The organism is Candidatus Brocadia sp. (assembly GCA_021646415.1).
In the GTDB taxonomy this organism is placed as follows: domain Bacteria; phylum Planctomycetota; class Brocadiia; order Brocadiales; family Brocadiaceae; genus Brocadia.
Window position 1 is genome coordinate 15,681 of sequence record SOEU01000004.1, and the last position, 22,385, is coordinate 38,065.

15 protein-coding genes are annotated in these 22,385 nt (G+C 43.9%); 3 read left to right on the plus strand and 12 right to left on the minus strand.

What is annotated here, in order from left to right; genetic code table 11:
* Positions 1-13 precede the first annotated feature (13 nt).
* From E3K36_04880 to E3K36_04915, 8 genes are all read right to left on the minus strand, one after another.
* Positions 14-2,539, minus strand: coding sequence for a PAS domain S-box protein (locus E3K36_04880; GenBank protein ID MCF6154583.1), 2,526 nt, complete (start codon positions 2,537-2,539; stop codon positions 14-16).
* Complete coding sequence (locus tag E3K36_04885; GenBank protein ID MCF6154584.1) at positions 2,539-4,050, minus strand: PAS domain S-box protein; 1,512 nt, start codon at positions 4,048-4,050, stop codon at positions 2,539-2,541. Before E3K36_04885 ends, E3K36_04880 begins: the two co-directional genes overlap by 1 nt.
* Positions 4,043-4,492 (minus strand): response regulator, encoded by a 450-nt coding sequence (locus E3K36_04890; GenBank protein ID MCF6154585.1) that lies wholly within the window; start codon positions 4,490-4,492, stop codon positions 4,043-4,045. The genes E3K36_04885 and E3K36_04890 overlap by 8 nt, the downstream gene beginning before the upstream one ends.
* Entirely contained in the window at positions 4,489-5,586 is a 1,098-nt protein-coding gene (locus tag E3K36_04895; GenBank protein MCF6154586.1) for a HAMP domain-containing sensor histidine kinase, read from the minus strand. Before E3K36_04895 ends, E3K36_04890 begins: the two co-directional genes overlap by 4 nt.
* Positions 5,587-6,576: 990 nt before the next feature.
* A complete protein-coding gene (locus E3K36_04900) occupies positions 6,577-10,506 on the minus strand; it encodes a hypothetical protein (protein ID MCF6154587.1) in 3,930 nt (1,309 codons plus the stop codon).
* Between the two features lie 211 nt (positions 10,507-10,717).
* Positions 10,718-11,149: an archease gene (locus tag E3K36_04905; protein ID MCF6154588.1), complete on the minus strand. Its 432-nt coding sequence runs from the start codon at positions 11,147-11,149 to the stop codon at positions 10,718-10,720.
* Positions 11,150-11,680: 531 nt separating this feature from the next.
* Positions 11,681-12,565 (minus strand): GTP-binding protein, encoded by an 885-nt coding sequence (locus tag E3K36_04910; GenBank protein MCF6154589.1) that lies wholly within the window; start codon positions 12,563-12,565, stop codon positions 11,681-11,683.
* A gap of 3 nt (positions 12,566-12,568) precedes the next feature.
* Positions 12,569-14,026: an RtcB family protein gene (locus tag E3K36_04915; protein ID MCF6154590.1), complete on the minus strand. Its 1,458-nt coding sequence runs from the start codon at positions 14,024-14,026 to the stop codon at positions 12,569-12,571.
* A gap of 431 nt (positions 14,027-14,457) precedes the next feature.
* On the opposite strand from E3K36_04915, the gene E3K36_04920 reads away from it, so the two are divergent.
* Together E3K36_04920 and E3K36_04925 are read left to right on the plus strand one after the other, a co-directional pair.
* Complete coding sequence (locus E3K36_04920) at positions 14,458-15,999, plus strand: FAD-binding oxidoreductase (GenBank protein ID MCF6154591.1); 1,542 nt, start codon at positions 14,458-14,460, stop codon at positions 15,997-15,999.
* A 140-nt stretch (positions 16,000-16,139) separates the two neighbouring features.
* Positions 16,140-16,664, plus strand: a complete 525-nt coding sequence (locus E3K36_04925; protein MCF6154592.1) for a hypothetical protein — start codon at positions 16,140-16,142, stop codon at positions 16,662-16,664.
* Positions 16,665-16,685: 21 nt separating this feature from the next.
* Here E3K36_04925 and E3K36_04930 read toward each other — a convergent pair whose 3' ends face one another.
* Positions 16,686-17,534: a universal stress protein gene (locus E3K36_04930; protein MCF6154593.1), complete on the minus strand. Its 849-nt coding sequence runs from the start codon at positions 17,532-17,534 to the stop codon at positions 16,686-16,688.
* A gap of 413 nt (positions 17,535-17,947) precedes the next feature.
* Between E3K36_04930 and E3K36_04935 the strand changes: the two genes are divergently transcribed.
* The gene (locus tag E3K36_04935) at positions 17,948-20,098 is read left to right on the plus strand and encodes a methyl-accepting chemotaxis protein (GenBank protein ID MCF6154594.1); all 2,151 of its coding nucleotides are present in this window, start codon (positions 17,948-17,950) and stop codon (positions 20,096-20,098) included.
* Positions 20,099-20,205: 107 nt separating this feature from the next.
* Here the strand turns inward: E3K36_04935 and E3K36_04940 are convergent, their stop codons facing one another.
* The 3 genes from E3K36_04940 to E3K36_04950 form a co-directional block, all read right to left on the minus strand.
* Entirely contained in the window at positions 20,206-21,216 is a 1,011-nt protein-coding gene (locus E3K36_04940; GenBank protein MCF6154595.1) for a VWA domain-containing protein, read from the minus strand.
* A 34-nt stretch (positions 21,217-21,250) separates the two neighbouring features.
* The gene (locus E3K36_04945; GenBank protein ID MCF6154596.1) at positions 21,251-21,835 is read right to left on the minus strand and encodes a hypothetical protein; all 585 of its coding nucleotides are present in this window, start codon (positions 21,833-21,835) and stop codon (positions 21,251-21,253) included.
* A gap of 136 nt (positions 21,836-21,971) precedes the next feature.
* Positions 21,972-22,319: a hypothetical protein gene (locus tag E3K36_04950; GenBank protein ID MCF6154597.1), complete on the minus strand. Its 348-nt coding sequence runs from the start codon at positions 22,317-22,319 to the stop codon at positions 21,972-21,974.
* Between the last annotated feature and the right edge of the window lie 66 nt (positions 22,320-22,385).

Here is a 22,385-nt window from a genome sequence, read left to right on the forward strand (position 1 = left end):
CAAATCTGAAATCTTAAATTATAAAATAAAAAACTGCTCCTTTGTCCACTTCGCCTTCGGCCCAGATATGGCCACCATGGCGTTGAATAACGCGCTGGACGATAGCCAGCCCAATGCCGGTACCTTCAAATTCAGTCGCCATATGCAGACGCTGGAATGCACCAAATAGTTTATTGACATATGCCATGTCGAAGCCAACACCATTGTCACGGACAAAATACACTGATTTTTCATTACTCTGTGTAATACCGAATTCTATCCGGGCTTGTTGACGATTTCTGGTGAATTTCCAGGCATTACTCAACAAGTTTTTAAATGCTATCCGTAACAAATTGGAATCACCTTTGGTGATTAATCCATTAGCTATGATGAACTCCACTTTTCGCTCCGGCTGCATCTCCTGCAGTTCATTTGCAATCGATCTTACCAACTCACTTAAATTAACCGTTACAAAGCATATCTCGCGCCGTGCTATACGGGAGAGATTGAGCAGGTCGTCAATAAGTTGCCCCATATGCTGGCTTGCAGCGCACACACGCTGAAGGTGCTTCCTGGCCTGCACATCAAGCTTATCAGCATAATCTTCCATCAGCACCTTACTGAAACCATCGATGCTGCGCAACGGGGCTCTCAGGTCATGAGATACCGAGTAGCAAAATGCCTCTAATTCTTTGTTCGTGGCCGTGAGTTGACGAGTAATATATTCAAGCGAATCGCGTTGTTTCCGCAATTCGTCCTCTGCATGCTTGCGCTTGGTGATATCTTCCTTAACCGCAAGGAAATGGGTAATAACCCCTTCCGAGTTTTTGATTGGTGAAATAGATGCATATTCCCAATAGCGTTCACCGCACTTTTTTTTATTATGTAATTCTCCTCTCCATTCATTTCCTGTAGTAATGGTGTCCCATAAACATTTATATTCTTCGGGTGGTTTCTCACCGGATTTTAAGATACGCGTGTTCTGCCCGATTGCCTCTTCGGGGGTGTAACCTGTTGTCTTGCAGAATTTGGGGTTTACATATTCGATGTTGCCATTTGTATCGGTAATGACAATTGAGCACGGGCTTTGTTCAATGGCATTGGATAACTTACGAAGTTCATCCTCCAGCCGCTTATGATCAGTAATGTCACTTATTGCAGTCCGGCATTGATTAAAATCAGCATCGTTGTTCCGCACCGGTATGCTTTCCAGTTGTGCATAGAATTGAACCCCATTCTTATTCATAAGTTTAATCTCACAAGTTTGACGGGCCCCGGTTCTAAAAACCTGTCTGAGGTGTGAATAAAACAGATCCTTATCAGCCGGAACAACATAAAGAGAAAATGGTTTTTTTATTAAAGAGATTCTTTCTTTACTTAATTTATGAGAACCGGTAAGATTTACTTCTATGATCAGTCCATTTTTATCAAAAGTAAAGTAAGAAACGGGGGCAAAGTCATAAAGATCGGAATACTTACTGAGTAAATTTTCAAGTTTAATTTGGGCACTGCGAAGCTCTTCGTTTTGCATTTCCAGTTCAGTCTTATGGATCTGGAGTTCTTCTTCCATCCGCTTTCGCGCGGTAATGTCTCTGATTATACCCCACATCCCCTTCGGTTTATCTTCTCCATCTCTGATCAGCCAAACCCTGATGGATATCGGGAATACAGTTCCGTCTTTTCTTCTATATTCCTTTTCATATTCATCGGAATAACCTCTTCCAATGATCAGTTCTTTTACTATCCTGGATTCCGTCCGGTGCCACTTTTCCGGTGTAAGCTGGTGGTAGGTTAATTTCATTATCTCGTCTTTCGAATACCCAAGCATATCCACATACGCCTGGTTGCACTCAAGTATATGCCCATCCATATCGGTAGCCACAATCCCGTCTCTGATAGTCTCGTATAAAATGCGGTACTTTTCCTCAGACATTCTCAGCGCTTCCATTGCATGCCTGCGCTCAGAACTTTCAAAAAGCTCCAGCCTGCCTTCGCGCTTAATAAGGGCGAACTGATGATTGCGAACCACATCGATGATCTCATATGCTCCACATGTATCGAGCGAATAACTGCAAATGGCCATCATTGGGTGTTTGCCAATAACATTGTCTATTTCTTCTTCATAATGGGCAAAGTTCCGCCAATCATTCTTTTCAAGCCAGGCCGTATTCCCTGTTATTCTCATACCCTCGTAACCTCTTGCCATGGCCAGGTTAAGCTTATCAACCCATCCATTGAGGACCCTCCGGAGATTGAAAACTCCATCTTTGAGATACCATTCGGTATGCGGAATAATCTCTATCTGCCCTTTATTCGCATAGAGTTCAAAATCACATACCTCCTTTTTCATCGCATCTCTGGCCTCTTCTACCGTAAGGGGCGCAGAAGTTATCCACATGCAGAATTCGTTGCTTTCCAATCCTGTCTTGAAGTAGGGTACTAAAATATCAGTTAAATCTTCTTTGGTTTGATAAAATTGACAAAAATGAGTGCCCCATGGTACATCCCCTATGATATCTATCCCTGTTTTCCTCATATTATCTGCCATTCTGCCTATCATTACGCTAATGTAAAATAAAACGTCGCACCCTTGCCCTCTTCACCCGCAGCCCATATTTGTCCGCCATGACGCTGGATGATGCGCCGTGCGGTAGCCAACCCGATACCGGTACCTTCAAAATCAGTTGATGAATGCAGGCGCTGGAAAGCATTGAATAATTTATCGGCAAGGTCCATTTTAAAACCGACACCATTGTCTCTTAAAAAATAAACTGATTTTCCATCATGCTGTGCCACCCCAAATTCTATTTTTGCATTTTGATGCATTTTAGTAAACTTCCACGCATTACCCAGCAGGTTCTCAAGCATTATCTGTAACAATCCAGGATCACCCCTGGCGGTCAGCCCTTCAGCGATAACAAACTCCACCTGGCGTTCCGGCTGTCTTTCCTTGAGTTCGTTGGCTAGCAGCTTCACCAGTACACTTAAATTAACTGTCTCATTATGCATCTCACTGCGGGTTGCGCGGGCAAGATGCAGCATATTTCTAATAAGTTTTACCATGTGCTGGCTGGCGGTAATCACACGGTGAAGATGATTTTTACCTTGCTGGTCAAGTTTATCAGCATAATCACTTAATAAGATATCGCAAAAACCTATGATACGATTCAAAGGCGCACTCAGGTCATGAGATACAGAGTAGCTGAATGACTCCAGCTCTTTGTTCAGAGCGGTAAGTTTACCGTTAAGATATTCAAGATGTTCGCGTTGTTTCCTCTGTTCTTTTTCAATACGTTTTCGCTCTGTTATGTCCTGTCCAACCGCAATTATCCCGGTAATGTTTCCCCTGTCATCCATGAGACGGTCAGCATTCCATATGAAAAAACGCTCGCTTCCGTCAGAACCCCTGACAGGATTTTCAAAACCCCGTGTTGGCTCACCATTCAAAACCTTCTTTACATCCTCAACAACCCTTTCTCGTATCTCAATGGTAATAAGCAATTCAAAATAATTCTGTCCAAGCACCTCTTCCCGTTTCCAGCCATAGATGTGTTCTGCTTCAGGATTGAACTCAAGAATCCTGCCCTCTGGCGACAGGCAAATAATAACACTCGGAGCGGCTTGAATGAGCGTCCTGAATCTTGTCTCACTTTCCCGCAGTACCTCCTCCGCCCGCTTGCGCTCGATGGCATAGCGTATGGAGCGCACCAGCACTTTGCTATCCAATTGCTCCTTCATCAGGTAATCCTGCGCCCCTTTCTGGACGGCTTCAATACCGATCATTTCGTCGGCAATACTCCCGGTAAGCACCACTATGGGTAATTTCTGTGCCCGGGGAAGGATATTGACAAGCGTGGGAAGCCCATAACTTTCCGGAAGCCCAAGATCGAGTAATATCACATCAAACTCTCTCTTTGTAAGGCGCTCCAACCCTAGCGAAAGACGGTTGGCATGCTCCAGCTCAAATTGAGTGGCGCCGGCATCTTTCAGCATCTCCTGTATCAACCGCACATCGCCTGGGTTATCCTCAATCAGCAGGATATTGATTCGCTTTTTATCCGTTTCACTCATACCGTGGCAATTTCACAATAGTAAACCAGAAATTCTCAATTGCCTTTACCACTGTGGTAAACTGGTCGAAATCAATCGGCTTGGTAACGTAACAATTTGCATGGAGGTTATAAGACCTGAGGATATCTTCTTCTGATTTTGAGATGGTCAGAACCACCACCGGGATGCTCTTCAGATCCTCCTCTGATTTTATTTCTGCAAGTACTTCGCGTCCATCTTTCTTCGGCAGGTTCAGATCGAGCAAAATAAGATCCGGACGAGGCGCATTGGCATACTTGTCCTTTTTTCGCAGAAAGGACATGGCCTCGACGCCGTCACCAACAATATGTAAATTATTTCGCATCTTGGCTTCCTTTAAAGCCTCCTGCGTCAACCGGACATCACCGGGGCTGTCCTCTACCAACAGAATTTCAATAGGCTTAGCCATCTCTTCATTGTTCATATGTATGTTCTCCCTTCTCTTATTGGAATTGTAAAATAGAATGTTGATCCCTTTCCTGGCTCCGATTCCACCCAGATTCTTCCGCCATGCCGTTTTACAACTTTCTTGCATATCGACAGACCCAAACCAACGCCAGGATATTCTCTGCTATGCAGGCGCCTGAAGATGACAAAGAGTCGCCCATGATATTCAGGCTCGATACCGATGCCGTTATCATGCACGGAGAATATCCATTCGTTTTCCTTGTGTTTGGCTGATATATGGATGCAGGGTGGTTCATTACCACGAAATTTGACGGCATTGGTTATGAGGTTCTGAAACACAAGCAAAAGCTGTGAACTATCAGCCATAACAGCCGGAAGAGGATCATGGGTAATTGTAGCGGCACTCTCTTCAATCACTACTTTCAGGTTGGTCAGGGCCTGCTGAAGGACAACCTCGCAATCTGCCAATTCGAATGATTTACCGTGGGTATCCACGCGTGAGTATTCGAGCAAGCCGTTGATCATTTTTTGCAGGCGATTGGCTCCATCCACGGCATATTGAATGAATTCATCTGCATCTTTATCGAGATTGCCTTTATATCTTCTTTTTATCAATTGAAGATAGCTGGATATCATACGGAGGGGCTCCTGCAGGTCATGAGAAGCAATATAGGCAAAGTGCTGTAGTTCCTCATTACTCCTCTTCAGCTCAGCTGAATAATGCTTTAACTCCTTCTCCGTCCGCTTGTGTTCGTTAATTATCCGCGCAAGTTCCTCAGCCATACTATTAAAACTGTTTGCCAGGACACCGATTTCGTCCTTGCGTGTTATCTTTACTCTGTGTTGTAAGTCTCCACCGGCGAACCGCTCTGTTGCCTTCGTCAAATCTTTAATGGGGCGTGACGTTGAAACAGCAAAGACGATTCCGAAGCTTGTAACCGTAGCAGCACTAACAGCCCCTAAAGTCAGGGCGATAATACCCAACATCTTTAATGGCGCAAATGCCTCTGGCTCATTTGCCTCGGCTAAAAGAATCCAGTTGTATTCGGGCAAATCCGTCGAAACGCCAACAACAGACTGACCTCTGTAATCTTTGTAAGTACCAACCATCTCTTCACCACTCTCTATAATTCTGCGGACCGGTTCCGTATCTACTACCATCTTAAGTGGTGCATCCTCCAGAAATCGTGATTCAGTTAACATCATCCTGTCCCTATTGACCAGATAGACCTCTCCGGTCTCACCCATTCCTATATAATTTGTTGTAATCTCATCCAGGGTTATCAGGTTATAGACATTCATAAGAACACCCAATGCCACTGAACCATGCTTGGAGATAATCGGTGACGAGATAAATATACAGTTTTCATCGAGATCAGGGAAATAATGCGGCTGGCCAACGCATGTTTCACCATAGTCCTTCTGCATGCATTGAACGAATACATCCTGGCTGGAAAAATCCATACCCACGAACTTCTCATCGGTGGACGAAACAACCTTACCGGACTTGTCCACAAGGATTATAGCCAGGAGATGCTGAGAATAAAGTGGCTGCTTGTTTTTTTTGAGGTATGTATTTAAGCGAACTACTGCCTTTTGCCGGGAAGGCCTTCCACGGACAATTTTCTCAAAACTATTTCTTATGAACCCGTCAGAGCTGAAATCAATGGTTCGAACCTTTTTCCGCTCCATGGTAGATAAGATGTGTCGCTCTCTCGATTCTGCAACTCCCTCCAACTTTTCAATGATCTCAAACTTCAATGCTTTTCTGGAATGGTAATAGTATATGGTTGTAATTATGGCAATAGGTATGAGCGCAACACAGAGCACAAATATGAGTAATCTGGCCTTAATTGATAGAAATGTGGTCACCTTGCAAGGCCCCTTAGGATTGTATCGGGATAGCGTTTTAGTAAAGTGTATACGTAAAAAAATGCAAGCTTGTGTCTTTTTTGCAGCAAATAATTGCTTCGCTGCTTTGCTCTCTGTAATAACGTTTTTCTGTGTATACCTTCGTATACTTAAATCTGTTTGACCACGAGATATTTTAACACACCAATGCTTTCTGTTCAACTCAAAAGATGGAACAGGCATTTGTATTCAGACTTCTGCACTGCTTCCGGTCTTGCTACGCTGAAACAGTCCGATTAATTTAAAAAGGACTGGCAACATGCCGGTAAATGTTGATAAAAGAGTTACGGTTGAGTTAAAAACATCCTGCTGCGTTATAAATATAAACAAAGCCACGCCCATCAAGCCCATCAATAAAGGACCTTTCAGGGTGTCCCAGCTGCTCCTTGCCCCTTTCCGCCAGGCTACAACCTGATCGGGATGGCTTTCCGTAAGAACAAATCGCCGAAAGCTCTCGTTCATAAGGCGGAGATTCGGTTCTCTGACAATGAGACCTCTCCTCATCAATCTCTGAATTTCGGGATTGGTAAAACTTAAAAGCCTGTCTTGCGCAAGATGAAACAGGGTAAGTTTTTCGTCTGACGTACAAATAGCCCAGATTCCATAATAATACGCATAAGCCCGGTCAGATATCTGTTGAATAATCTGGTGAGAAGTGAGTTGTTTGTGTCTGAGCTGTTTTACAATCTCTTTACCAATATTCTGAAGGTATGTCCTGGATTTACATTCCCTGTTCACGATGTTGAACAAACTGGTAAGACATTCTTTCATCCTCTTATCTCTTGTATCGGACAAAATCTTCATCTGCTCCCGGTACACATCCTTCAGAAAATCTTCCGGAGTTCCTGTATCCTCGATAGTGATTTTTACAAAGGACTTTAAAACTGTTGTCCAACGCTCCATCTGATTATCTTCAACCCCGGTCTTTCCTGTGTGATCTTCCCTGGCTCCAGCCTTGAAACGGAAATTCGCCGGATCAACCATTGAAGAAACAACCACGGTTCTGCCGTACATAAGGAGTCCTTCCAGCAACTGAAGTTTTTCAAGATTACACCGATGATCATTCATCCTGTACTCAAGGTGATCAATGACAATAACCGTATCTTTCCCGGTCGGAACTTCTTCATACGTGAATGTCTCAGACCATCCCGCTTCTTTTGCTACTTCCCGCAAATCGATCAGAGTAACCTCTTTTCTTTTCAAAAGTTCACTCCCTCCGGCAAACGGAGATCTCAATACGAGGAGATTCTGTGAAATGCTTTTGAAACTCAAATCCCCGTTGTATGAAGGCAAAGGCTCATCCAGGTTCAGGAGAAAAAGTCTCTGCACCATAGAGCGGACTACGAAGAAAAGGATGGTCAAAAGGATCATTGGCCCTATCCACCATAAAGGGTTCTTTGGTATTTCCAGAATAGGGATCATGGAGCTGATATGGAGGACGCTATCTTTCTTATCTCCCCGATTATATCCTGTTCTATGGAGAAACAAACCTGCAGGTGAACTTTTTTCCCATTGCCATAACCCGTCAGTTGAGGCATCAGGGGTCAGCCCGCCGAGCTCTATAGAGGTTTGATTGTAAAGAGGCCTGGTTTTGGCAAGAAACCAGCGGAAGTAGCCATGAGAGCTTTCGTTTCTCCTGAAAGGGCATTCGGTTTCCCAAACAGATGTCTCGAAGAAAAATGAATCATAGATATCCCATTTGAGATTCAACCGATTCTCTAACCAATCGTCCTTTTGTCCACTCACGGTAATGTTATCATAACGGTCTTTTACTCGTCCAAAGCGTTCCTTCAAACCAACAGCAAGATTGAACTGTCCGTGCTTGACAAAAAGTTTCATCTCCTCATCGTGGATGATTTTAAAAAAGGCACATGAGGGAAGAATGCCAATCAGTGTTAAAAGAGAAAACATCATGAATACATATCCTGCACGATAAGGGAGTAAATTCCATTGTTTGAAAACTACAGGGGTTTCAGCTCCCTTTCCCAGGATCGGCCCTTTTTTCAAAATGAAAGCGACCAGAACCATCCCAAGGAAAGGAAAGGCGAGGGATGAGAAAAAGAGTCGCCATCCATGCGAAGTCAATACCTCCCTGAACAACAAAACACAGAACAGAAAATTGATAATAAACAACAGATTGTAACTGACCGTCTGTTCCTTATTGGGCCAAACCCGCCTGGCCTGATCGCCCGAATTCAGTGAATAAATCAACCCAAAGATGATTACCAGACCGAGTGAATAAAATACGAAGAGAATCACAGAAATACTGAGGATATTGAGGTTGACAGTTCCCGGAATTTGCTTGTCCCGGTAAACAACAAGGGACCAGGGAAAATCGTCAACCGGACGCACATAGAGCCGGTGCCCCCTGCCCAAATACTTGGCGTTGACAAATTCCTTCTTCCGGCCAAACACGGCGGAAAGAAGCAACCGATCATTGTCGCACTCCACAAAGAAATTCTCCCGCAAGTTCCTTGTCTCGTCAGAGTGGAATAGCACTTTCCCATCATTCTCGATAACACAATATCCGAAGCCAGGGGGTAAAACGGTTTGGATGAGCGACAATATCCGCGTATCAATACTTGCTATCCATGCAGGATTATTTTCAGCCACGCGCATCGAAATGATCGCCGTGTTCTCCCCGGTATTCCAGGAATAGATCGGCTCCAGCCAGAACCGGTACTTTTTATTTTTCTCTCTATCTTTTATTTCCCAAAGATGGTCTTCTTTCGCTTTCTTAAAATAGTCCCTGGGCGAAACATTAATAAAAGGCGTTGTGTGTTTTCTCACACTCCATTTAATACGTTGTTGCCCTTCACTATCGGTCCAAAATGCCATGTTGAGGTATGGGTATGGGTCATCATGATGAATCATCTGAGCCAGAATGTCGGTAGCTTTTCTCACATTTTCTTTTTCTTTTAAATTCTCGAGCTCTTCAATATCATGAGCCAATGTATCGTTTAGGTTCCTTAGTTCTCTGAGAACACAGATCACTTCCGTAGTAAGATTTTTGCAAATATTGTCAGAAAATTTTTTCAATTGATCATCTGTTTTCATTCTTAAATTAACATAAGCATACGTGTCAAGAAAAACAAGAGTCAATAACGCACTGCCCATGAAGGCAGAGAAAACAAGAAAATACACATCGGAAGCACGAAGCCTGTCTTTAGGCCCCATGAACCATAATTTGAGAAAAGGCAAACTTAAGAATATGATCAGGACTAAAAATATGAATATAATCAGGATGGCATAAGGAATGGCATGAATTTCCGAATGAAAACGGTCAGACCGCACCAATCCGCAAATAACCCATTTCTTCACGGTTCCCTGATCGCCTGTTGTTCCACTCGCAGGTAAAGAGATTTGAACGGGCTGTAAGAAGAGGTTATAACTCGTGCCGGCAAGACGCACTCCATACAAGCTCGCGGGTGGATTGATCGATGTGAATTCGCTCTGCGTGCCATCCTTATCCAGGAGCTTTCCCAGCTTCGCAACGCTCAATTTTGATGCTGCCCGTTGAAAAATCACCCCTCCGTCTTCTTCTGCCAGCAGTATCTCGTCGAACACCCCCCTGCTGACAAATGGTTCGAAAAGTTCATTCAGATCACTCCTCGCATGAATTTCTATTGTATAGAAACCCTCATCCTTGCTACCTGTGTAGTCAAAGTAAAGCCATCCTCTATAGTCGATGTACAACCAATAAGTTTCCCCTTCCTGTCTTGTGTTGAAAAGTATCTCAGGGTTGGAGATATTTCCTTCGGTTACGGATGGATTGGCTTTTGGAGAGTAGTCTATTAATTTAAGATTTGGAACAAGACTTAAGGATCCTTTGACCCTGGCATGTATGAACTCAGCGATGGAATCCTTCGATGTTAAATTTGCATCTTTAGGAACACTTTTAGCGGCGCTCGCAATGTTTTTCAGATTGGTGCCAAGATTCTCGATCCTTAATTTCATTTGATTACCGATAACGGCAAGCAAACGGAAATTTCGGTTCGTAAAATACGTCTTTTGGGAAGAAACATAAAAGATGTAATACACACCAAAAGAGATAAGCAGGATAAGCAAGGTGATGGCTACGACATGAAGTTGCGTTAATTTAGAAAATTTTCTGCCCATGACAACCTCTCGGCACTAAAACAACGATGAATATTCGAGAGAAGAGATATTCCTGTCTCACTTACAGGAACCCTAACCCGAACAAGTCGGAAAAGACAAAATCCGAAGCACAAAATTTGTGAGTCAACCCTGTCAGGGTATAAAACCCTGCCAGGGTTAATATTCATAATTGTTGCTGGAAACGTCAAAATTATCTTTGGAAGCGTCTAAATTATATATCCAGGATTACCTGCGTTTCCCACCCGTAGTCGGTCTTTTCCAGGCGAAAACGATGGAGGGTGACGGCCTTGACGTCTACCCGAGGATGATGCCGGTCCGGATCTAGTTTTTCACCCATGAGGATTGCCTCCAGAACATAATTGTGGTCTTTCCCGCTGATTTGAATTTGCCTAACCCGTAACATCAACTGTTCGGAATCTTTGTAATAGATAAACTCCTGCAGGAAATTGAAAAGGAGCATATCCAGTTCGCTGTTTTCGAGTTTGATTTCACGCTTTTCACGAGGTTGGATCAAGTCGGGTTCCTCAACCATCACATTCATCGTGGCGTCTGCTGCTGCCGTAAACGTCTCCTCTAAATCCTTACCCCAGGCTTTAAAAGCGATATCAGCAATGGCGATGTCTTCTAAGAATTTGTATGGCATAATTTACTCCGGGATAGCCGCAACCAAAAAAACATTTGAAAAAATGTTACAAGTTGCGGGTTGCGAGTTACGAGTTACGAGTTACGAGTTGCGGGTTGTGCATTGTATTTATCTCTCATAAAGTAAATACTACTTCCATTTTAATATTTTAGTTTTTTGAAAAATCTCAGTAAATGAAACTTAGCCTGGCTTCGAGATTGAGGCCTGAAAAGGCCGTTAGAATATAGCAGGGGGTGAAGCCCCCTGACCTTGAATACAAAACAACAAGCCCCAAAGGGGCGAAAGGACATCTCTTTATTTCCAAAGATAATTTTCATCGTATTCGATGCCATGTTTGTTAAGAATTCCTTTCGCCCTTTCAGGGCTAATCAATTTATTATTCATTTTTCAGGGGGCTTCACCCCCTGCTATACACTGTCTGCCCTTCGGGCATAAAAGTTAACATCTCGGTATTTCGTAAGGCAAAATACTTACCTTTTTCAAAATACTTAACTGATACCTTTCATTCTGTCTCAAACATACTGAATGAATCTATATCTCACACCTTTTCAACTCCCCGATGATCTTTGATTCCTGCGATTTGAGCTCTTTTCCGATGAAAACCAATTTAGTCTTTTCTGCCTGGAAAGGCTCCAATTCCCAACGTCCGGCAACAAAGTTAAAAAGATACGTCCCTTGAGAAAAACGCACAAAACCCTTGGCGCGATAGACATATTCATTTAAATGATCAGCAAATTGCTCAAAACAGCTTTGATCTAAGGTTGCGCTGGTTTGATGACTGAATGACTCAAATTCGGGCTGGTGAATATGTTTGGGCTGTAGTATTTCCCGCTCCCGGGCAATTCCAAAAAGTAAATCAGGGTCGACCTGGGTGCGCTGGGTATACAGGATAGGTGCCATATTATTAAGCTGATGCAGCTTTTCTTGCAACATATCCAGATTTTCAGGCGTAACAAGGTCGATCTTATTGAGGAGAATGGTATCCGCCGCCTGGATTTGTGTCCGGGTCGTATACCCAAGTTGTGGATACTTTATCATGGCATCGGCATCTGCAATCGTCACTACCCCGTCCAGCCGCACACGTGGGATGTTTTCATGAATATTGAAGACCAGGGCATCGGGTTCTGCCACCCCGGTGGTTTCAACTACGATGGCTTCCGGGTCTATCTTGTCGATCACTTCATTTACCGCTGCCTCGAACTCTCCCTGCAGGGAACAACAAACGCATCCACCACCCAGTTCGGCAATGCGGATATTTTTCCCTTCGATGATTTTGCTATCGATGGCAATTTCACCAAATTCGTTCATGAGGATCGCTATCTTCTTTGACACCGTATCCAGGATGTGGCGAAGCAGCGTGGTTTTCCCGCTCCCAAGAGGACCGGTAATCAGGGTAATGGGCGTTCTGACATTCACGTCCTATCCCTTCACGTTACCAATGGGCGTAAAGCGTACTACTCGCCTGCTGATCCCCGCCCGCTCAGTGGCCTCGATGACATCGTCAATGTCCTTGTAGGCACCGCCCGCCTCCTCAGCAAGCCCTGACCATGAGGCAGTACGGACATAGATCCCGCGCTTTTCCATATCCTGCTGTAATTTTTCTCCCCACCACATCTTCCGTGCTTTGGTCCGGCTCATGGTTCGGCCGCTGCCGTGTGCCGTGCTGAAGAAGGTTTGATCGCCTCCGGGGGTTCCCACCAGTAAATAGGAACCCGTCTCCATGCTGCCTCCTATGATAACAGGCTGCCCTGCTTCCTTATATCGTTCCGGTATACCCTCCATTTGTGGCCCAAAGGCGCGGGTGGCACCCTTTCGATGCACGAGCAGGTTTTTGATTTGTCCATCAACAACATGCCGCTCGAACTTGGCGGTATTGTGTGCCACATCATATACCATGTGCATCTGTAAGTCCTGGGGAGAACGATTAAATACATCAGAAAAAACTTCGCGTACCCGGTGTAAGATGACCTGGCGGTTGGCAAATGACATATTGATCCCGCATTTCATGGCAGCAAAGTAATCTCTCCCCTCAGGAGAATTGAAAGGGGCAGAGGCCAGCTCACGATCCAGAATTTTGATCCCATACTTGCTTTGCATGACCCTCAGAAAAACCTGCAGGTAGTCGGTTGCCACCTGATGTCCAAATCCCCTGCTACCGCAGTGAAACATAACTACTACCTGGTCAGGGATAGTTATGCCAAAGGTCCGGGCCAGTTCTGTATCGTGAATATTTTCGCGTCGTACTACCTGGATCTCCAGGTAATGATTGCCGGAGCCCAGGGTACCAATCTGGTTATAACCACGGTCGATGGCTTTTTCACTGATTTTTGATGCATCGGCCCCATCGATACAACCAGACTCTTCAGTTAACTCCAGGTCTTCTTCCCATCCATAGCCATTTTTGACACACCACCGCGCACCCTGTTCAACCACCTGGCGGAACTCGTTCCTTGTTAACCTGAGAAAGCCCGTACTCCCCACCCCTGCCGGGACCCTGTCATAAAGCTTGTCGATCAGGGTTTTAAGATGCGGCTTTACATCATCATACATAAGGTTAGTCGTCACCAGGCGCATACCGCAATTGATGTCAAAGCCAATACCCCCCGGAGAAATCACCCCTTCGTCAGCATCCATGGCAGCCACTCCCCCAATTGGAAAACCGTATCCGAAATGGCCGTCTGGCATGCAGAGCGCATATTTGGTGATACCCGGCAACGTGGCCACATTGGTAACCTGCTCATAGACTGTTTCGTCCATCTCGTGAATCAATTTTTCCGTTCCGTAGATTCTGGCCGGAACACGCATCCCCTCCTTATAAGAAACGGGTAACTCCCAGATTGTATCGGATATCCGTTTCAAGAACGTTGGGGCAGGCATCGCTTCATTACTCCTTTCTTCAACATTTGGTCCTGTTAAAATAAACCTGCCTTAACATTTGATTAGGCCAACGGCAACTTTTAAATACAAATTTTTACGACAGTGTGCCACCCCCCTTCACCCCCGCCAGCGGGGGACAGGCGACTGTCCCCCTCAGTGAGGGGGATTAAGGGGGAGGAGCTTTTGTTTGAAATCCCTCACATTCAGATTAGGCCTTTTGGCGACGCATCTGTGTTGCAAAGATATCCCATAAAAACACTTACTTTATAATATACTACGATTCAGTTCTATAACAACTCTTTTTCCTATTTTACTTTAGTTGTTAAAATGAGTACTATATTTAAAAACAGAGAGGTTATTACCGCCTTAAAATATCTGCTGTCACTGACAAGATTAATAGGGAAAAACGGTTATTGCAGGTAAAGAGGCAAATGCGTCCTATACATTTGAAAAAGGGCCTGTTAAAAATCACTATGATCCGTAGCGCTGACCCCGATACGATACGTCCATATCTTAAAGACGCTTCTAACCTTACCGGTGGCTATGCAAGCGAGGTGGTCTTTCCTGAAGATGAAAAAGAGGTCATTCAGGTGCTGGATGAGGCGTGCTACACCCGCACACCTGTAACAATTGCGGGAAATGGTACAGGTCTCGCCGGAGCGAGGATACCGTTTGGCGGAATCGTTCTCTCAACTGAAAAGCTCGGCGGATTAAGGAGAATTTATCAAATCAACGGAGGTTCCAGTTACGCCGTGACAGGGCCGGCCATTACTTTAAGAGCGCTGCAGGAGGCGGTTTCTGCAAGAGGACTCCTTTACCCTCCGGATCCGACAGAACAGAACGCCTTTATCGGCGCCAGCGTCGCAACGAATGCATCGGGGGCACGCACTTTCAAATACGGAGCTACCCGACGGTGGATAAAACGAATAAGAGTTGTTCTTGCAACAGGAGACATCCTGGAACTGCGCCGTGGGGAGTTCGTTGCTGATAAAGAAGGCCGCCTTTTCCTGAATGGGGACAGAAACTCTTTTGAATTAAAGCTGCCCCAGTATCAAATGCCGGAGGGAAAGCACTCCGCTGGCTACTATGTGGCTCCAGGAATGAGCGCCCTGGATCTTTTTATTGGTTCAGAAGGGACTTTGGGTGTGATCACAGAGGTTGAGGTTGAGTTAATTCCTAAGCCACAGGAACTCTTTAGTGGCGTTGTTTTCTTTGACCAGGAGGAGAATGCCTGGCAGTTCACCGACCATGCAAGAGGAGAGTCGTTAAAAAACCGTGCTTCTCAAAGAAAAGATCAGATTGATGCCAGCGCTCTGGAGTATTTCGATTCTCAGTCTCTGGAAATTCTGCGTTCCTCCTATTCTCAAATTCCCCGAAATGCACGGTCAGCCATCTTTTTTGAACAGGAGATGCAATATGAGTCCGGAAAGATACTCATGGAACAATGGTTTCAGTTATGCAGAGATCATCAATCGCTGTTTGATCAGAGCTGGTTTGGCAAAAACCCAAAGGAACATGCTGAATTCAGGGTATTTCGTCATGCGATTCCGGTTCTTGTCAATAGAATCCTGCGACAGCATCATCAACTGAAGATTGGCACTGATTTTACCGTTCCAAACAAACGCTTTTTTGATCTGTTTAAGCTGTATCGTCAGAGTTTGGATAACTCAGGTCTTCGGTATTGTATCTTTGGCCATATTGCTGATAATCATCTCCACGTAAACATCCTCCCGCAGAACGATCAGGAAGCTGACCGGGGGTGGCAAATTTATCGCAAAATAGCCAGACAAATTATTGAATGGAGAGGCACCATTTCCGCTGAGCATGGCGTGGGCAAGATCAAACGTGAATATCTTTTGGACATGTTTAGCCAATCGGGACTACGGGAGATGGCCTTCATCAAAAAGACGCTCGATCCGTACGTAATTCTGGGCAGGGGGAATATTATTCCGGAAGAGTTTTTACTCCGCTGAGGTGATTAACCCGGTCATTCACGGTATATCTCGAACACATTACTTCAAATAATGCGCTATTCATACATATTCAAACCATCATTGTGATATGATGATGTAATAATGCCGTATCAATACAATCTCCGGAATGGGAGGCAAATATGGTGAAAAACGTCAAACGTTTCACTTTTTCTCAATCAATGTCAATTGTTTTTTTGTTATTCATGGTCGGCTGCGCCCCGGTTATATCAAAACAAATCAGAGATCAGATGAGACCTGATATCAGTTTTACTGAGGTACTAAAAGACCCCGAACAATACAAAGGCCAGCTGATTATCCTGAGCGGAATCATTATCGAAGGCAGAAATACCAGGGAAGGTACCTTATTACGGGTGTTACAGCGTCCAGCAGGTTTTCGCGGGAAACCCAAGGACGTGGATGAAACCGAAGGGAGGTTTCTGGCTCTCGACCACCGCTACCTGGATGTAGCCGTATTCACAAAAGGAAGAGCTGTTACAATCGCGGGAGAGGTTCAGGGAAAGAGAATTTTTCCTTTGGACGAAACAGAATACACCTATCCGCTGCTTCACGTGAAAGAAATATACCTCTGGCCGGCTGAAAAAAGCTATTATTCCCCTTATCCCTCATGGCACATCGGCTTCGGCTTTGGATATTCACACTGGTGAACCTTTCGCTGCTGATAATTATTAACGACAAAGCAGGATTGGACAGTGTGTAGACCGCATAACCCTTACCGTAGTGCCACCCAGAATCATTTCCTGGAGCCGGGAATGACCATAAGCGCCCATAACCAGGATATTAAATTTTTCATCTTCGTCATTACAAAGTTCCAGGATGCCTTTTGCATGATCGGTTCCTTCTTTTGCGACAGTATTGACGGTAAGGTTGTAACTTTCGAGAAATGTTTTTGCCTTTGAAAGTATCTCGGAAGATTCTTCTTTTTTGCCTGCCACGAAGACCACCGTTACAGGTAACTTCATGGGTTGTGCTATTTCAGCGCCGCTACGCAATGCCTTGTCAGCAAATGAGCTCCCGTCATAAGCAATCAGCATTTTGGTAAAAGGTTTGAATTCTGATGGCGTAATGAGTACCGGTTTATGGGTCTGTCGTACCACAAATTCAACATTAGTGCCTAAAAACACGTCTCGCCATTCAGCGTGAGCCCCCATCTTTCCCATAGAAATCAGGTCGCAGTCATCGGCAGATTTAATAATCTCACGACTCACAACCCCTTCTCTTACCTCCCGGGAAAACGGTATTCCTGCCTGACTGCATTTTCCCTCCAGCAGATTCAAGGCTGCATCAGCCTGCGATTCCATCATCTCTCTTACGGTTTGATTGAATGTGCCGTAGGGGACCATTCCACCAATGCTCGTACCAATGTCATGGATCAGGGGACCGGTCAATACCTTGACATCTTTAACGAACAATCCTTTGACACTGGCGTTAAAAAGGCGTGCCAGGTGTATTGCATAATCGGCTGCCGTTATACTGTTTTCAGAACCATCCGTAGGGACAAGGATTAGCTTTATCATAAAATGCAGAACCTCCGATTGTCTGGTTTTTGAAAAGTGTATGCTAAAACAGGATTCTCATTCTTCTTAAGTTAGTAACCATTGAAAATCGATGCGATTATTACCCATGAGTACTGTTTTGTCAAGTTAAATATGATGTTTGATACATATGTAATTTCGAATATCAGTGCCCAATCGTTATTTTAGAACGTTCAAGCATTTCAAAATATAAGAACGTCCACAAATCTGTTCTTTAAAATCACTTGTATTGAAATTTCAACCAGGTAATGCTCGACTTAGGTGATAAAGACGGATTTATTTTCAGAATAAGCCATGAAATCCCCCCGCACGAAAATATTCAGTATTATTAAATTATTTATATTAAATTATTTTATTGATCTGCCGATAATATTAACGAAAACTGACATTAATAAATGGAGGTAATAATAATGATGAAGATTACCCTTAACGCGAAGATTATAACGTTATTTGTAATTGCAGGTTTACTGCCTTTTATCATTACGGGAATGTTGAGTTATCGCATAGCGAGCAAGTCTCTTTCTGAACAGTCTTTTAATCAGTTAACCTCTGTACGGGATATAAAGAAGAAGCAGATAGAGGGATATTTTGAGAGAATACGATTAGATATAGCTGCATTATCCGGGGATCCAACACTCTGCAGCGCCATACAGAAAATGAAACAGGCATTCACGGAGATAGGCGCAGAGAAAGTCCATGAGCTTTACGTCAAAAAAAATCCATTCCGGAAAGAGAAAAAAATCGATTATCTCCATGCAACTGATGGAAGTGAGTATAGCAGTTTACACGCCACATATCATCCCTATTTCAAAGGCTTGTTGGAAAAACGTGGTTATTATGACATTTTTTTAATTGATTCAGAGACCGGGGATGTAATATATACCGCCTTTAAAGAGTCAGATTTTGGTTCTAATCTTTTACATGGTCCGTATGCAGATACGAATATTGCCAGGCTTTATACGGAGGTAAACAACGCGGACGGACAAGATCTTGTAAAGATGGTCGATTTTGAGTCATATGCGCCTTCTAACTTCGAACCTGCCTCGTTTATTGCAGCCCCTGTTTATGCAGGATTTAATAAAATAGGGGTTTTGATAATTCAAATACCCATCGATCAGATCAACACTATTATGACTGAAAGGGCTGGCCTGGGAGAAACCGGCGAGACCTATCTTGTAGGAATTGACAAATTTATGAGATCTGATTCCAGGTTTTCTGAGAAAAGGACAATATTGGTAAATAAGATAGACACGGAAGCAACCAGGGATGCCTTATCAGGCAAGAGTTCCTGTAAGATAATAAAAGATTACAGGGGTTTGGAAGTGCTCAGCGCATATGCACCCCTTGATATAAAGGATACAAATTGGGCAATTATTGCAGAAATTGACAGAAAGGAGGCCTTTAAAGCAGCAACGTTGCTAAAAAATTGGAATTTTATTATCGGCATAGCAGCAGTGCTTTTTGTCACAGCACTTGGATGGGTTGTACTGAAGATTACGGGAAAGATATCGGGCCTCTTTAAGATGTTGCTGGCCGATCTTACGGAGGGGTCTTCTCAGGTTGCCTCGGCAGCGGAGCAAATCTCAGAATCAAGCCAGAATCTGGCCGAGGGGTCTTCGGAACAAGCGGCTTCAATAGAAGAGACATCTTCATCTATGGAAGAGATTTCTGCTATGACCAGGCAAAACGCCGACAATGCCAAAGAAGCCGCCAGTTTGGCCAATTTGTGTAATGCATCTGCAGCCCAGGGTGATCATTCGATGGGGATGCTGAACACAGCTATACACGAAATCAGTGATAGTAGCAAGAAGATAGCAAATATTATCAAGGTAATTGACGAGATTGCATTCCAGACCAATTTGTTAGCCCTGAATGCAGCCGTGGAAGCGGCGAGGGCTGGTGAACATGGGAAGGGATTCGCTGTGGTTGCGGAAGAGGTAAGAAACCTGGCACAACGCAGTGCCAGCGCCGCAAAGGAGACAGCCCAGCTGATCGAGGATAGCGTAAAGAAGGTAGATGTTGGTGTGGAATTAACAAATAAGGTCGGAGAATCCCTCAAGGAAATTGTGAAAAATGTCAAGAAAGTGACAGATTTGGTAAACGAGATTGCCAATGCATCACAGGAACAGTCTGAAGGAGTCAGTCAGGTGGGAAAAGCCATAACCCAGATGGATCAGGTCATACAGCAAAATGCTGTAAATGCTGAAGAAACGGCATCGGCAAGTGAAGAGTTATCTGCACAGGCAAATAGTCTGCTCTCTCTGGTGGATAAAATTGCCAAAGAGGCGGGAGGCAGGGAAGCAGATACAGAGACACACAAAGATAAACCACAGGCAGCAAATAAACCTGACAGAGCAAAAGAACCGGCAAAGAGAACAGTGACAAGGGACAAAACGATATCGTACAATAAACGAAGTAATGAGCATGTCATACACATTTCAGGAGATGGGAATGGAAAAGAGCGAGGATTTGGGAAAAGACATCATCCCGAGTCAGATGCAGATGCAATTATTCCGATGGATGAAGAGGCTTTTAAGGACTTCTGAAATCTACTGATGAGCGATATCTGAAATGTGTTGATAGTCTCCTGGGGTTTAGCTCCTCCCGTCTATACCTCAAAGACTATCAATACATTTTGGATTTACAAACTACGTCATAAAATAAAGTACAGTGCAAGCAGCGCCAGTGCACCACCGAGAAAATATTGGGAAACATCTTTGATAATATTTTTCTTTTTGATTCCTATGATGTTTTTGTGTTTTTCAATGACCTGTGCGAAAATATGTTTAAGTTCGTTGCCTGTGGCATCATGCTGATAAGTCCCGCCAACCATTTCTGCAATTTCCCGTAAAAAAATCGGATTGGGATTGGTATAAATAGTTTCTCCTTCTTCCGTAATCTCGTAACCTGTTACGTTCCCTTCCTTATCTCTTTTGGGTATAGGGGATGCCTTTTTCAGGTCTCCGATGCCGACAACATAAATAGCGATATCCTTCCTCTCCAACAGCAGTTTTACGGCCTCTGCGACCTGGCTGCGGGTAATGATTTGCTCTTCTCCATCTGTGAGGAGAATCATCACCTTTTTTGTATTTTCTTTGCCGAACGTATTCATAGCCAGGATAAACGCATTGCCAATATTCGTCCCGTAAGGTACAAATCGCACATAATTTTCATTGATCATATTCAATATGCGCAGGAAGACCCTTTCGTAATCATTGGTGGGATACGGCAGAAGTGAAAAGGCACGGGCTGCAAACACCACCAGACCGACACGGTCACCTTCCAATCCTTGCACAAGATGGGATATCTCCATCTTTGCACGCTGTAATCGGTTGGGTTTTACATCTTCCGCTAGCATGCTGATCGAGACGTCTAAGACAAAGACAATCTCCAATCCCTCTTTTTCATAATGGTCCTGTGTTGTTTGCCATTTAGGCTGTAACACCACCATTCCCAGGATACAGCAGGCTGCACTCATACAAGCACCTTTCAGGAGGTTTCTGTGTATCCTGGGAATTTTGCTAAATCTGTTGATTAAACTTCTTTGGCCAAAGGCCTTTAACCAGGCTGACTTTCTTCGATAAAGGAATACATACAAGATAAAGATCAGACCTGCAAGTGCATAAACAAGGATTTTATGTTCTTCGTAATTAAAAAATAACATGGAGGCCCTTATTTCTTAATTTTTAACCAAGAAATTACCAGCGTATCTTCTGTTCTCCGCTATACTTGTATTTTGTACCCCACGGGATGAGTTTTAAGGCTTCGATCCGGTCTTCCCGCTCCTGTTGTTCCGGGCTAAACATGGTATTAAACTGCTGTTCGCCCAATCTCATCCTTTCTAAGTTCTTCTTTGCCTGAAAATCATTGGCATCAATTTTCAATACCTCAGCATATTGCATAGCGGCGGTAGAAAAATCCATGTCAGTTGCGATGATGTTCGCATTGTTATAAATTGCCCTTGCCTTTAATATTGGGTCACTTGTTTCCATTGCTTTTCTGTACTCTGCGCTTGCCTTTTTCTTGTTTTCCATAAGGGTGTACAATACTCCTTTATTATAGGCAAGCACGGGGTCTTCTTTTTCAAATTTCTCCATGATGCGGATTATTGCAAAATTTTGCAATTCCTGGATGGATGCCAGGGCGTCTTTATACTTTCCCATTTTAATCTTTCCTTCCAGCATTGCCAGAGTGTGGTATTTTTTATAATAGCCGTAGCTATACAATACGAGCAAACAAGCAAATACCAGAAGAAATAGCCTTATAAGATTTTTTCCAGACATTACATTCTCCTTTAATGACTCAGCAGTGAACAAATCATACTAGAGGCAGGGGCGGGGTTACCCCGCTCCTACGGTGCAATTTACATTTTTCAATTTCTTATTTACACTTCCACCTTGTTCGGTTTAGGCTTTGGTTTTATTGTGGTGGTGACTGTTGTTCAGTTTCCTGTAAGAGTATCGTTTCTTCTTCATTTGTCTGTTCCGGTTCTCTCTGACCTGACCTGGCCTTTCGTTCTGCTTCTGCTTTGGCCTTGGCTGCTTCTTCTGCCGCGCGCTGTTTTTGTAAACGTTTTTTCTCTGCTTCTCTTATTTCATATTCAAGTTCTTTGTTTAATTTATCCGGGTCTGTTTTTGCGTCATCAACGTAAATTTGCCTGGAAGTCCTGAATTCAATGTTAACCCGCTCACTGCCACAACTGAAAAGTAACAGCGGAATACTGCTCAATAATATAAATATATAGAGCAAATAACCATCGGTATGCATAGAAACATTCCTCTTTACATCATACTAAACGAAGATTGGAAACTAATGAAAATCAGGAATTAAAGA

Bases quoted from the DNA above. Each gene is read 5' to 3' on its own strand.
- E3K36_04925 (MCF6154592.1), top strand. From the start codon at position 16,140: ATGGTGAAAAACGTCAAACGTTTCACTTTTTCTCAATCAATGTCAATT.
- E3K36_04890 (MCF6154585.1), bottom strand. From the start codon at position 4,492: ATGAACAATGAAGAGATGGCTAAGCCTATTGAAATTCTGTTGGTAGAG.
- E3K36_04950 (MCF6154597.1), bottom strand. From the start codon at position 22,319: ATGCATACCGATGGTTATTTGCTCTATATATTTATATTATTGAGCAGT.
- E3K36_04905 (MCF6154588.1), bottom strand. From the start codon at position 11,149: ATGCCATACAAATTCTTAGAAGACATCGCCATTGCTGATATCGCTTTT.
- E3K36_04930 (MCF6154593.1), bottom strand. From the start codon at position 17,534: ATGATAAAGCTAATCCTTGTCCCTACGGATGGTTCTGAAAACAGTATA.
- E3K36_04940 (MCF6154595.1), bottom strand. From the start codon at position 21,216: ATGTTATTTTTTAATTACGAAGAACATAAAATCCTTGTTTATGCACTT.
- E3K36_04935 (MCF6154594.1), top strand. From the start codon at position 17,948: ATGGAGGTAATAATAATGATGAAGATTACCCTTAACGCGAAGATTATA.
- E3K36_04880 (MCF6154583.1), bottom strand. From the start codon at position 2,539: ATGATAGGCAGAATGGCAGATAATATGAGGAAAACAGGGATAGATATC.
- E3K36_04895 (MCF6154586.1), bottom strand. From the start codon at position 5,586: ATGGTTGGTACTTACAAAGATTACAGAGGTCAGTCTGTTGTTGGCGTT.
- E3K36_04920 (MCF6154591.1), top strand. From the start codon at position 14,458: ATGCGTCCTATACATTTGAAAAAGGGCCTGTTAAAAATCACTATGATC.
- E3K36_04900 (MCF6154587.1), bottom strand. From the start codon at position 10,506: ATGGGCAGAAAATTTTCTAAATTAACGCAACTTCATGTCGTAGCCATC.
- E3K36_04945 (MCF6154596.1), bottom strand. From the start codon at position 21,835: ATGTCTGGAAAAAATCTTATAAGGCTATTTCTTCTGGTATTTGCTTGT.
- E3K36_04915 (MCF6154590.1), bottom strand. From the start codon at position 14,026: ATGCCTGCCCCAACGTTCTTGAAACGGATATCCGATACAATCTGGGAG.
- E3K36_04885 (MCF6154584.1), bottom strand. From the start codon at position 4,050: ATGAGTGAAACGGATAAAAAGCGAATCAATATCCTGCTGATTGAGGAT.